The following is an 11,996-nucleotide window of genomic DNA, read 5'->3' on the forward strand; positions in this document are numbered from 1 at the left end:
TGTTATGCCCCCGGAAGAACCGGCTCGCCCAACCCCGCCTGCGACGGGATGTCAGGCGCGCAGGACCATGTCAGGCGCGCAGGACCTTCGCGTCGCCGGCGCCGGTCCTCACGACGATCGTGCGCGGGGCCGACGGGTCCTGCGCCACCTGCACCGTGCGGTCCCCCGTGCCGGTCTCGGTGGTGACGTCGTACGACTCGGACGGCACCCACACCACGCCGTCGCCCGACCCGGTCTCCACCTGGACCTGGTCCGGCACGGTCGCGAACCGCAGCCGGACCTCGCCCGACCCGGTCTCGGCCGTCACCCGCTTCCCGCCGAGCCCCCGGGCGTCGATGTCGCCGGACCCGGACGAGGCCTGCACCGGCCCGGTGAGCTGCCGCAGCGTGATGTTCCCCGACCCGCTGTCGAGCCGCACGTCGAGACCGCGGGGCACCTCCACCTTGTAGTCGACGGAGCAGGACCGGCACCGGTAGCTCAAGGTGAGGGTCCCCCCGCTCATGCTGTGCCCGTTCCCCGGCCGGTCGCCCCGCCAGTGGAGGGTCTCGGTGACGTGCACCACCGCCCGGTCCGACTCCTCGATCACCACGTCGCCCGAACCGGTGTGCGCGTCGACCACGTTCACGCCGTCCACGTCGTACGACTGTGTGGCCTGCTCGCCGCCGAAGCCCACGTTCACGTCGCACGCGGCGACGGCCAGGCCCAGGCCCAGGACCGCCCCCGCGACCATCATCGTCTGCTTTCTCATATCCGTGATTCTTCGGCCGCCCACGTCCCCCGCCCATCGGGGAAGCCCCCGAGCCCTCCCTGAGCCGCCCCCCACGTTGACCCTCTTTCCGGCCGTGGGATAGCGTCGATTCCACTTCACAGAAGACGCTTTCCGCATCGTGGAAGGATAGCCGAATGGACGGCGTTGAGATCAGGGGTCCCCTGCTCGAGCGTTTCGACGAGATCCTCACTCCCGAGGCCCTCGGCTTCGTGGCCACGCTGCAGCGGGAGTTCGATCCGCGGCGGCGGGAGCTGCTGGCCGCCCGGCAGGCCAGGCAGGCCGACCTGTCGGCCGGGGGGACGCTCGACTTCCTGCCCGAGACCGCGCACGTCCGCGAGTCCGAGTGGCGGGTGGCGCCCCCGGCCCCCGGCCTGGAGGACCGCCGCGTCGAGATCACCGGCCCGGTCGACCGGAAGATGACGATCAACGCGCTCAACTCGGGCGCGAAGGTCTGGCTCGCCGACTTCGAGGACGCCAACGCCCCCACCTGGGAGAACACGGTCAACGGGCAGATCAACCTGCGCGACGCCCTCGACCGCGCCATCGACTTCACCGCGGGCGGCAAGTCGTACGCGCTGCGGCCCGACGAGGAGCTCGCCACGATCGTGGTCCGGCCGCGCGGCTGGCACCTCACGGAGAAGCACGTCCTCGTCGACGGCGAGGAGGCGTCCGGATCGCTCGTCGACTTCGGGCTGTACTTCTTCCACTGCGCCCGGCGGCAGATCGACAAGGGCCGCGGGCCGTACTTCTACCTGCCGAAGATGGAGTCGCACCTGGAGGCGCGGCTCTGGAACGACGTGTTCGTCCGGGCCCAGGAGCTGCTGGGCGTCCCCCGGGGCACCATCCGCGCGACCGTGCTCATCGAGACCTACCCCGCGGCGTTCGAGATGGAGGAGATCCTCTACGAGCTGCGGGAGCACTCGGCGGGCCTGAACGCCGGCCGCTGGGACTACCTGTTCAGCGTCATCAAGAAGTTCCGCACCCGGGGGCGGGAGTTCCTGCTGCCCGAGCGGAACGCGGTCACGATGACGGCGCCGTTCATGCGCGCCTACACCGAGCTGCTCGTCCGCACCTGCCACAAGCGGGGCGCGCACGCCATCGGCGGCATGGCGGCCTTCATCCCGTCCCGCCGCGACCCCGAGGTCAACAAGATCGCACTGGAGAAGGTGCGGGCCGACAAGACCCGGGAGTCCGGCGACGGCTTCGACGGATCGTGGGTGGCCCACCCCGACCTGGTGCCGATCTGCCGCGAGGTGTTCGACGGCGTCCTCGGCGACCGGCCCAACCAGCTCGACCGCCTCCGCGACGACGTGCGCGTGACCGCGGAGGACCTGCTGGCCGTGTCGAAGACGCCGGGACAGATCACCGAGGCGGGCCTGCGCAACAACGTCGACGTGGCGCTGCGCTACCTGGCGGCCTGGATGGGCGGGCTCGGCGCCGTGGCCATCCACAACCTCATGGAGGACGCGGCGACCGCCGAGATCTCCAGGTCCCAGATCTGGCAGTGGATCCACAACGACATCCAGCTCGCCGACACGGGCGCCGTCGTCACGAAGGACCTCGTCCAGCGGATCATCGAGGAGGAGCTCGCGAAGATCGCCTCCGAGCCCGGCTACGACGAGAACCTGTACGGCCAGGCGAAGGCGCTGTTCACGGAGGTGGCCCTCGACGACGACTTCGCCGAGTTCCTCACGCTCCCGGCGTACGCGCGCCTGCCGTGACGTCCGTCCCGCCGCGTCCGGAACATCGGGAGTGCCGGTTCGGCGGCGGTGCGAGATGATTCAAGAGGAACACACCGGCCCGGGCGGCACGTTCCGCCCGGGTCACGCGGGGAGGAGCGGGACCCGATGTCGACCCTCGAACGGCTGACGGCGCGCCTGGGCGCGGCCCTCCCGCCGGAGGCCGTGATCACCGACCCGGTCCGCCTGCGCACGTACGAGTGCGACGGGCTGACCTACCACCGTGCCACTCCCGGCGTGGTCGTGCTGCCCGAGACAGCCGAGCAGGTGGCCGCCGTCGTCCGGCTCTGCGCCGAGTTCGGCGTGCCGTTCGTCGCCAGGGGCTCGGGGACGGGCCTGTCGGGCGGCGCGCTGCCCCGCACCGACGGCGTCCTGATCGTCACCTCGCGCATGCGGCGGATCCTGGAGATCGACATCGCGGGCCGCAGGGCCGTCGTCGAGCCGGGCGTGACCAACCTGGCCATCACCGAGGCCGTACGCGACCAGGGGTACTACTACGCCCCCGACCCCTCCAGCCAGCAGATCTGCTCCATCGGCGGCAACGTCGCCGAGAACTCGGGCGGCGCCCACTGCCTGAAGTACGGCTTCACGGTCAACCACGTCCTCGCCCTTCAGGTGGTCACCCCGGACGGCGAGATCGTCGAACTGTCCGAGCAGGACGCGGGCTACGACCTGCTCGGCGCGTTCATCGGCTCGGAGGGCACTCTCGGCATCGCCACCGCGATCACCGTACGGCTGTCGCGGGCGCCGGAGGCCGTCACGACGCTGCTGGCGGCCTTCACGGACATCGAGTCGGGCGGCCAGGCCGTGTCCGCCGTGATCGCGGCGGGCGTGCTCCCGGCGGCCATCGAGATGATGGACGCCCTCGCGATCGAGGCGGCGGAGGCCGCCGTGCACTGCGGCTACCCGCCGGGCGCCGGAGCCGTCCTCGTGGTCGAGCTGGACGGGCCGCGCGCCGAGGTGGAGCGGCAGTTCACCGCCGTCGAGCGGATCTGCCGGGACACCGGGGCCTTCGAGGTGCGCGTGGCGGCCTCGGCCGAGGAGCGCGCGGCGATCTGGAAGGGCCGCAAGTCGGCCTTCGCCGCTGTGGGCCGCATCAGCCCGGCGTACATCGTGCAGGACGGCGTCGTGCCGCGGACCGCGCTCCCCGAGGTGCTCGCCGGGATCGACCGGCTCCAGGACGAGTACGGCATCCGGGTGGCGAACGTCTTCCACGCCGGGGACGGCAACCTGCACCCGCTGGTGCTGTTCGACGACAGCGTGCCCGGCGAGGGCGAGCGCGCCGAGGCCGCCAGCGGGCGCATCCTCGACCTGTGCATCGAGCACGGCGGCTCGATCACCGGCGAGCACGGCGTCGGCGTGGACAAGGCCCGCTACATGCCCCGGATGTTCACCCCGGACGACCTCGACACCATGCAGCTCGTCCGCTGCGCCTTCGACCCGGAAGGGCTGTCGAACCCGGGCAAGGTCTTCCCCACCCCGCGCCTGTGCGGCGAGGTCCCTGGCGTCCGCAAAGGCGTCCACCCGCTCGTCGAGGCCGGCCTCGCGGAGCAGTTCTGATGGACGGCGCGCGGGACCCGAGGAGCGACGAGACGACCGAGCAGGCGGGCAAGGCCCTGGCCGCGTCGGGGGTGGCCGTCCGCGCGGCCGGCGCCGACGACGTGGTGGCGGGCGTGCCGCCCCGGTGGGTGGCGCTGCCGGAGACGGCCGAGGAGATCGCGGCCGTGCTGCGCGTGAGCGAGGAGCACGACCTCGCGGTCGTCCCGGTCGGCGGCGGCACCAAGCTGCACTGGGGCGCCCCGCCGTCCCGCTGCGACGTGCTGCTCGACACCTGCTGCCTGAACGAGGTGGTCGAACACGAGGCGGGCGACCTCGTGGTCCGGGCGCAGGCCGGGCTGACGGTCGAGGCGCTCGCCGAGGCGCTCGCCGCGAAGGGACAGGAGCTCGCCCTCGACGTCCCCGTGCCGGGCACCACGATCGGCGGGCTGGTCGCCACCGCGATCGCCGGGCCGCGCCGGTTCCGCTACGGCACGGTGCGCGACCTGCTCATCGGCATCACGGTCGTGCTGGCCGACGGGACGATCGCGCACGCGGGCGGCAAGGTCGTCAAGAACGTCGCGGGCTACGACCTCGGCAAGCTCTTCACCGGCTCGTACGGCACGCTGGGCGTGGTCGCGGACGCCACGTTCCGGCTGCACCCGCTGCCCCCGTCGCGCACCTGGGCCGCCGCCTCCTTCGCCCGTCCCGTACGGAGCGGACCCGGCGGCGACGCCTCCGAGGAGGCGAGCGCGCCGGAGGCCGTGCGCCTGGCCGGCGAGCTGCACGCGGCGCTCGCGGCCGCCGCAGGGTCGCAGGCCGAGCCGGTCGCCGTCGAGCTGGACTGGCCCGACGTGACCGGCCCCGCCACGGTGGCCGTCCTCGTTGAGGGCGCCGCCTCGGCCGAGCGGGCGGACGCCGTACGCGCGCTCCTCGGCCCCGAGGCCCGGACGGTCGGGGAGCGCCCCGGCTGGTGGGGCCGCCTCCCGTCCGCGCCGCCCCCCTCGCGCGACGGCGCGCGAGCGGAGACGGACGCCGGCCGCGACGAGGAGCCGCCGGCCGGGCGGGGGGAGACGCTGCTGGAGCTGCGGGCGTCGCCGTCCCGGGTGGCGGGCGCGCTCGCCGCCGTCCACGTGACGGCCCTGGAGACCGGGACGCCGGCGGCCGTCCGGGGCTCGGCGCCCGCCGGGGTCGTCCACGTCGCCCTGCGCGCGGACGCCGGCCGGACCGCCCGGTTCGCCGACGCCCTCCGGGCCCGGGTCGAGGCGGCCGACGGCCGTCTGGTGGTGCTGTCCGCGCCCCCGGAGGCCGCAGACGGGCTCGACCGCTGGGGACGCGTCGGCGCGCTGGCGCTGATGCGGCGGGTCAAGGAGCGCTTCGACCCCGGCGGCCGGATGTCCCCCGGACGGTTCGTGGGAGGGATCTGATGGACCCCGAGCTGATCAAGGACTGCGTGCACTGCGGGTTCTGCCTGCCCACCTGTCCCACGTACGTGCTGTGGGGCGAGGAGATGGACTCCCCGCGCGGCCGCATCCACCTGATGGGCCAGCACGTGACCGGCACTCCGCTCACCGGCGAGATGGCCGGCCACTTCGACGCCTGCCTCGGCTGCATGGCGTGCGTCACCGCCTGCCCGTCGGGGGTGCGCTACGACCGGCTGATCGAGGAGACCCGCGCGGTGGTCGAGCGGGAGCACGAGCGGACGCCCGAGGAGCGCGCGATCCGGGCGATGGTGTTCGCGCTGTTCCCCTACCGGCGCCGGCTGCGGATGATGCGGCTGCCGATGGCGCTGAGCAGGCGGCTCCAGCCGTTCCTCGACCGGGTGAACCCGTCCCTGGGCGCGATGGCCGAGCTCGCGCCGCCGCCCGCCCGGCCCGTACGGCTCCCGCCGCTGGTCAGGGCGCGCAGGCGGCGCAGGGCCCGGGTGGGGCTGCTGACCGGGTGCGTACAGGGGGAGTTCTTCCCGCAGGTCAACGCCGCGACCGCCCGAGTGCTGGCGCTGGAGGGGTGCGACGTCGTGATCCCGCCGGGCCAGGGCTGCTGCGGCGCGCTCTCGGTGCACTCGGGACGGCCGGCCGAGGCCCGCCGGTTCGCCCGGCGCACGATCGCCGCGTTCGAGCGGGCGGGCGTGGACGCCGTCGTGGTGAACGCGGCCGGATGCGGGTCGAGCATGAAGGAGTACGCCGACCTGCTCGCGGACGACCCGGCGTGGCGGGAGCGGGCCGAGGCGATGCGGACGCTCGACCTGGCCGAGTTCCTGGTCGAGCTCGGGCCGCTGGCCGACCGGCACCCGCTGCCGATCTCGGTCGCCTACCACGACGCCTGCCACCTGGCCCACGCGCAGGGCGTGCGGTCCCAGCCCCGCGCGCTGCTGGGCGGGATCCCTGAGCTGGAGCTGCGCGAGATCGCGGAGTCGGCCGTCTGCTGCGGGTCGGCCGGCACCTACAACCTGTTCCAGCCCGAGCCCGCCCGCGAGCTGGGCGACCGCAAGGCCGAGCGGGTGCTCGCCACCGGCGCCGACCTGCTCGTGTCGGCCAACCCCGGCTGCACCATGCAGATCGCGGCGGCCGTGCGGCGGGCGGGGAAGGGCGAGATCCGGGTGGCGCACACCGTGGAGGTGCTCGACGCCTCCCTGCGGGGCCTCGGCCCCGGCACGCTGGGCGGGGCCGCGCGACGGGCGAGGGGGAACTCGTGACCGTGCAGAGCGTCGACAGGGCGCTGGACGTGCTGGAGGCCCTGTCGGAGCACGGCGGTCAGGCCGGGCTGTCGGAGATCGCCGCGAGGACCGGCCTGCCGTACGGGACGATCCACCGGCTGCTGCAGACGCTGCTCGCGCGGGGGTATGTCCGGCAGGAGTCGGACCGGCGCTACGCCCTCGGCGGCGCCCTCGTGCGCATCGGCGGGGCGGCCGAGCGGATGCTCGCCGTGTGGGCCGAGCCGTACCTGGCCCGGCTGGTCGAGCTGACTGGTGAGACGGCCAACCTGGCCGTCCTGGAGGGCGACTTCGTCGTGTACGTGGCCCAGGTGCCGTCCCCGCGCCGGTTGCGGATGTTCGCCGAGGTGGGCCGCCGCGTGCTCCCGCACAGCACGGCCGTCGGCAAGGTCCTGCTGGCCGAGCGGCCCGACGCCGCCGCCGTGTTCCAGCGCACCGGGCTGCCCCGCCGCACCGAGCGGACGATCACGGCGGTCGGCGCGATGCTGGAGGAGCTCGACCGGGTGCGGGCCCGGGGCTACGCGCTCGACCTGGGCGAGGAGGAGAGCGGCGTGCACTGCATGGCGGTGCCCGTCCACGACGGCGGCCGCACGTTCGCCGCGATGTCGGTCTCCGGTCCGGCCGAGCGCATCGACGCCGTCGAGCGCGAGGAGCTCGCGGCGGACCTCCGCAAGGTCGCCGACGACTTCGGGACCGCCGTCTTCCGCGCATGAGCTCGACGCGGCGGGCGCGGGGTTCTCGGCGGCCACCCTGATCCGCCCCCCGTCGCGGGCCGGGGCCTCCCCGCGGGGACGGGTCGTCGGGGAGGATGGGCGCATGTGCCGAAGCATCAAGACCCTGCGCCCGCCCTTCACCGACGAGGTGACCCCGGAGGACATCCGCGCGGCGGCCCTCCAGTACGTGCGGAAGATCTCCGGCTTCCGCGCCCCCGCCTCTCACAACGCGGAGGCGTTCGACCAGGCCGTCGAGGCGGTCACCCGGGCGAGCGCCGCGCTGCTGGACTCGCTGGAGGTCCGCGGCGCCCGCCCCCGCGAGACCGCCTGACCCTGGGCCGCGATCACGGCGGGTCCCCGACGCGGGGCCGACCAGGACACAAGGGGAACCGGACCCGGCGCACCGGCGGAGTACCGGGTGACGGGCGCGACCGCGCCCTACGAAAGGATTCCCCTATGTACGGACAAATCGGGTGGTGAGCACGGCCTCGGGGCGGGACACCCACGTCTGGAGACAGCCGTCCCCGCCAGCTCCGCCCTTCGATCCCGGCGCGCCGCCCGGCGGCCCCGGCGCGGAGGCGAGCGACGCCCGGCTGATCCATGCCTCGATGACCCGCCCCGAGGAGTTCTCGGGCGTCTTCGACCGGCACGCCGACGAGATCCACGCGTACGCGAGCCGGCGTCTCGGCCCCGATCACGCGGACGACGTGACGGCGGAGACGTTCCTGGTGGCGTTCCGCAAGCGGCACCGGTACGACCTCGCGCGCGACGACGCCCGGCCCTGGCTCTACGGCATCGCCGCCAACCTCATCTCCGGCCACCGGCGGTCGGAGGTCCGGCGGTTGCGGGCGCTGGCCCGCTCCCCCCACGAGGCGGGCGACCGCGGATCGCACGAGGAGGAGCGCGGCGCCGAGCGGGCGAGCGCGGCCGCCCTGCGCCCCGCCCTCGCCGCCGCCCTCGCGCGGCTGTCGGCCGCCGAGCGCGACCTGCTCCTGCTCATCGCCTGGGCCGACCTCAGCTACGAGGAGGCCGCCGAGGCCCTCGGCATCCCCATCGGCACCGTGCGCTCACGGCTTCACCGCACCCGTGCCCGGCTCCGCCGCCATCTCCCCTCGTTTCAGGAGTACGCATCATGATCGACGAACTGGATCTCGTCGCCGGGGAGAAGCCGGACGTCGCGCCGTACTCCCCCGCCGCCAAGGCGGCCGCCCGGCGGCGCCTGGCCGAGCCGTCCCGCCGCCGGTCCCTGCCGGCCCTCCGCCTCGGCCGCCGGCCGGGACTCGCGGTGGGCGGCCTGGCGGTGGGCGGGCTCGCGGTCGCCGCCGCGGTCGCGGTCGTCACCGTCGTACCGGCGGGCCCGGAGGGGACCCTCACGCCCGGTGCCCCGGTCACGGCCTCGCTGCCCGCGATCACGAAGATGTCGGCGGAGGAGGTGCTGGGCCGGGCCGCCCGTGCCGTCACCGACCTGCACCCCCGGGACGACCAGTTCATCGAGGTCAGGTCGCAGACCATGTACGGCGCGTTCGGGGGCGGGGGCGTCAGCGAGGGCGCCGGGCAGGCCGAGCCCGAGACCCGGTACCTGTACCGGAGCAGGCGCACCATCTGGCTGTCCGCGGACGGCACCCGGCCCGGAGCTCTCAAGATCGAGTATCTGGCGCCGCGCGCCTACCCCGGCTGGCCGATTCCGGAGGAGGCCCACCGGCAGCAGGGCACGACGTGGGCCCTGCTCCCCGCATGCGACCAGACGAAGGAGACGGCGTACACGCATCTGAAGGGGCTGCCGTCCGACCCTGACGGGATGCGGGCCTACCTGTACGGCAGGAACCCGGGCGACAACCCGCCGGACGTGGCCGCCTGGACGGCCGTCGGCGACCTGCTGCGCGAGAACTACCTCCCCGCGCCGCAGCGCGCGGCCCTGTTCAAGGCCGCCGCCACGATCCCGGGCGTGACCGTGACGGAGGACGCCGAGGACGCCGCGGGCCGCACCGGCATCGGGGTCGGCCGGGTGTCGAACGGCGTCCGCGAGGACATCGTCTTCGACCGAGGGACGTACGAGCTGCTCGGCGAGCGCGGGATCGTCGTCGACGAGAAGGAGGCCAAGGCTCCCCTGGGCAGCCTGGTGGCCTCGACGGCCCAGCTTGAGGTCACCGTCGCCGACGTCGCCCCGAAGGTCGACGACCCGAACACCGGCTGCGGCTGACCGCTCCGGCATCAGGCGCCCGCTCCCCCGTACGCACGGGAGGGGCGGGCGCCGCGCCTCCCGCCGTGCTCAGGGGCCGGGCCGGCCCGTCAGGCGCACTGGTCGAGCATCGCCGCCTTATCGGCCGCGGTCACCGGCAGGTCGTACTTCAGCGCCACCTGGGCGAACCGCACCGCGTAGGCGCACCGGACCGCCCGGCGCGGCGGCAGCCACGTGGCCGGGCCGGAGTCGCCCTTGGCCGAGTTCTGCGGCCCGTCGACCGGGATGAGGTTGAGCGGGTCGTTGGCGATCTGCTTGCGCTTGGCGTCGCTCCAGCGGGAGGCGCCCATCTGCCAGTCGTACGACAGGGGCATGACGTGGTCGATCTGGACGGACGAGGCCTCCTGCTTGGTCCAGTCGATCGTCTTGCCCGTGTACGGGTCGTACAGGGTCATCGAGACGATGACACAGTCGGACCCCTCGCGGTACTTGACGTCCTCGCCGTCGCGTTTGAGCAGGTCGTTGCGGGTGTCGCAGCCGTTGTGCGCGTACGGCACGCCGTCGGCGTTGTCGGCCCAGGCGTACCCGAAGTCCTCGCGGTCGTAGCCCGTCTTGGGCCCGCGGCCCTTCGTCGGCACCTTCTCGATCAGGTCACGGCCGTCGGAGCGGTCCTTGTCCGACGTGATCGGGGCGAGGCCGGGCTTGGTGCCCTCGGGGTTGTCCAGCGGGTTGGTGCCGTGCCCGTTCCCGCCGTCGCCGCCGCCCTTCTCGCCGCCCTTGGCGGAGCCGTGCCCGCTCTGGTCGACTCCGAGATCCTGCACCGGCCCGCATCCGGCCAGCAGGGCCACCGCCACGGAGACCGCCGCGACCGCCCGGGATCCACGCCCGCCCACAGTCACCCCTAGGTAAAGAAATATCCCACCTAGATATAGCAAAGTGCCAAGTAACGGCAAAGAAGGCGCGCCAGCCGCTCAAAAGCGAGTGAGGGGCGCGGCCGCGTCTGGACTGAGGAGCGCGCGGGAGCGCAGCGACCAGAGCGCGACGAGGGAAGACGTGGCCTTTAAGCGCCCCGAACCGCCTCGCCGAAGGCGAGGCAAAACAAGCACAAAGGGGCGCGGCCGCGTCTGGACTGAGGAGCGCACGGGAGCGCAGCGACCAGAGCGCGACGAGGGCAGTGCTCATGGCGCGCCTCCGGCACGACCCCGCGGCCAAAAGGGCGCCCCGAACCGCCGAGCCGAAGGCGAGGCAAAACCAGGACGGTCAGGCGGGGATCCAGTCCTGCCAGACGATCTTGTTGGCCTCGACCCACTTCTGGGCGGCGGCCTCGTCGGACATCTTGTTGACCGCGATGTCGAAGGCGACCGAGTTCTGGTCGTCGTTGGTCCACACGAAGTTCTTGATGAGCTCGTACGCGTTGCCGCCCTGCGACGCGAACTTGGTGCTGACGATCTTGTCGAGCAGGTACGGCGGGTAGTCGCAGGCGACCTTCTTGACGTCGGTGTCGCACCCGATGGCGTACGGCGGCAGGTTGATCTTGACGAGCTTGAGCTGGTTGAACAGCCACTGCGGTTCGTAGAAGTACATGAGCAGCGGCTTCTTGTCCTGCGTGGCCTTGCGGGCGGCGTCGATGAGCGCGTCCTCGCTGCCCGAGTAGACGACCTTGTACGGCAGGCCGAGGTTCTTGATCAGGGCTTCGTCGTTGGTGACGTACGACGGGTCACCGGCGAGGAACTGTCCGAGGTTGCCGCTCTTGTCGGTCTTGAACAGGTCGGCGTACTTCTTCAGGTTCTGCCAGTTGGTGATGTCCGGGTACTTCTCGACCATCCACTCGGGGACGTACCACCCGATGATGCCCTTGTTGCCGTTCTCCCCCGCGGTGACGGCGACCTTCTTCTGCTCGATGTACTCCTTCTTCAGCTCCGGGTGGGCCCAGTTCTCGATGACGACGTCGACCGTGCCCTTCTCGAAGCCCTTCCAGGAGTCCGCCTCGGCCGCCTTGACCAGCTCGACCTTGTAGCCGAGCTCGTGCTCGAGCAGGTAGGCGATCACGGCGTTGCTGGCCTCGTCGCCGACCCAGGGGTTCACGGCGAGGCGCACGGTGCCGGACTTGGACGCCCCCTGGTCGGCCTCGTCCCCGGTGCTCCCGCCGCTGCAGGCGGTCATCACCATGGCGATCGTCAGGACCCCGGCAAGGAGACGGACCCTCATCATCTGACCTCATCTGATGTCGTACGGGCGGCGCACGGGCGGCGGGGACCGCCGCGACACCGGCTGAGTATTCCACAACCGGACCGGGTCGATCGGCCGCGCAGGAAAGGAGTGCGGACGACCGACCCGGGTCACGGGA

At 73.1% G+C, this 11,996-nt stretch carries 11 protein-coding genes; 8 read left to right on the plus strand and 3 right to left on the minus strand.

The genetic code is table 11. From position 1 onward, the window contains the following. Nucleotides 1-70: 70 nt before the first annotated feature. Nucleotides 71-748, minus strand: coding sequence for a DUF4097 family beta strand repeat-containing protein (locus tag Mco01_RS03180; RefSeq protein ID WP_204055375.1), 678 nt, complete (start codon nt 746-748; stop codon nt 71-73). 155 nt (nt 749-903) lie between these two features. Between Mco01_RS03180 and aceB the strand changes: the two genes are divergently transcribed. From aceB to Mco01_RS03220, 8 genes are all read left to right on the plus strand, one after another. Continuing rightward, complete coding sequence (gene aceB / locus Mco01_RS03185) at nt 904-2,490, plus strand: malate synthase A (protein ID WP_204055376.1); 1,587 nt, start codon at nt 904-906, stop codon at nt 2,488-2,490. Between the two features lie 126 nt (nt 2,491-2,616). Continuing rightward, entirely contained in the window at nt 2,617-4,068 is a 1,452-nt protein-coding gene (locus Mco01_RS03190) for an FAD-linked oxidase C-terminal domain-containing protein (RefSeq protein ID WP_204055377.1), read from the plus strand. Next, nucleotides 4,068-5,471 (plus strand): FAD-binding oxidoreductase, encoded by a 1,404-nt coding sequence (locus Mco01_RS03195; protein WP_204055378.1) that lies wholly within the window; start codon nt 4,068-4,070, stop codon nt 5,469-5,471. The genes Mco01_RS03190 and Mco01_RS03195 overlap by 1 nt, the downstream gene beginning before the upstream one ends. Continuing rightward, on the plus strand, nt 5,471-6,739 hold the full coding sequence (locus Mco01_RS03200; protein ID WP_204055379.1) for a (Fe-S)-binding protein: 1,269 nt from the start codon (nt 5,471-5,473) through the stop codon (nt 6,737-6,739). The genes Mco01_RS03195 and Mco01_RS03200 overlap by 1 nt, the downstream gene beginning before the upstream one ends. After that, nucleotides 6,736-7,470, plus strand: a complete 735-nt coding sequence (locus Mco01_RS03205; RefSeq protein WP_051457948.1) for an IclR family transcriptional regulator — start codon at nt 6,736-6,738, stop codon at nt 7,468-7,470. The genes Mco01_RS03200 and Mco01_RS03205 overlap by 4 nt, the downstream gene beginning before the upstream one ends. A 103-nt stretch (nt 7,471-7,573) precedes the next feature. Beyond that, the gene (locus Mco01_RS03210) at nt 7,574-7,801 is read left to right on the plus strand and encodes a DUF2277 domain-containing protein (RefSeq protein WP_204055380.1); all 228 of its coding nucleotides are present in this window, start codon (nt 7,574-7,576) and stop codon (nt 7,799-7,801) included. 145 nt (nt 7,802-7,946) lie between these two features. Then, a complete protein-coding gene (locus Mco01_RS03215) occupies nt 7,947-8,606 on the plus strand; it encodes an RNA polymerase sigma factor (RefSeq protein ID WP_239103294.1) in 660 nt (219 codons plus the stop codon). Next, on the plus strand, nt 8,603-9,670 hold the full coding sequence (locus Mco01_RS03220) for a CU044_5270 family protein (protein ID WP_204055381.1): 1,068 nt from the start codon (nt 8,603-8,605) through the stop codon (nt 9,668-9,670). Before Mco01_RS03215 ends, Mco01_RS03220 begins: the two co-directional genes overlap by 4 nt. Nucleotides 9,671-9,759: 89 nt before the next feature. Here the strand turns inward: Mco01_RS03220 and Mco01_RS03225 are convergent, their stop codons facing one another. Beyond that, nucleotides 9,760-10,542 (minus strand): HNH endonuclease family protein, encoded by a 783-nt coding sequence (locus Mco01_RS03225; protein ID WP_239103295.1) that lies wholly within the window; start codon nt 10,540-10,542, stop codon nt 9,760-9,762. Nucleotides 10,543-10,909: 367 nt separating this feature from the next. Continuing rightward, nucleotides 10,910-11,860 (minus strand): ABC transporter substrate-binding protein, encoded by a 951-nt coding sequence (locus Mco01_RS03230; RefSeq protein WP_239103296.1) that lies wholly within the window; start codon nt 11,858-11,860, stop codon nt 10,910-10,912. Between the last annotated feature and the right edge of the window lie 136 nt (nt 11,861-11,996).

The sequence above is a fragment of the Microbispora corallina genome (genome assembly GCF_016863035.1).
Classification (GTDB): Bacteria; Actinomycetota; Actinomycetes; order Streptosporangiales; family Streptosporangiaceae; genus Microbispora; species Microbispora corallina.

Coding starts and splice junctions, on each gene's coding strand:
- Mco01_RS03180 (WP_204055375.1), bottom strand. CDS start 748: ATGAGAAAGCAGACGATGATGGTCGCGGGGGCGGTCCTGGGCCTGGGC.
- aceB (WP_204055376.1), top strand. CDS start 904: ATGGACGGCGTTGAGATCAGGGGTCCCCTGCTCGAGCGTTTCGACGAG.
- Mco01_RS03190 (WP_204055377.1), top strand. CDS start 2,617: ATGTCGACCCTCGAACGGCTGACGGCGCGCCTGGGCGCGGCCCTCCCG.
- Mco01_RS03195 (WP_204055378.1), top strand. CDS start 4,068: ATGGACGGCGCGCGGGACCCGAGGAGCGACGAGACGACCGAGCAGGCG.
- Mco01_RS03200 (WP_204055379.1), top strand. CDS start 5,471: ATGGACCCCGAGCTGATCAAGGACTGCGTGCACTGCGGGTTCTGCCTG.
- Mco01_RS03210 (WP_204055380.1), top strand. CDS start 7,574: ATGTGCCGAAGCATCAAGACCCTGCGCCCGCCCTTCACCGACGAGGTG.
- Mco01_RS03220 (WP_204055381.1), top strand. CDS start 8,603: ATGATCGACGAACTGGATCTCGTCGCCGGGGAGAAGCCGGACGTCGCG.
- Mco01_RS03230 (WP_239103296.1), bottom strand. CDS start 11,860: ATGATGAGGGTCCGTCTCCTTGCCGGGGTCCTGACGATCGCCATGGTG.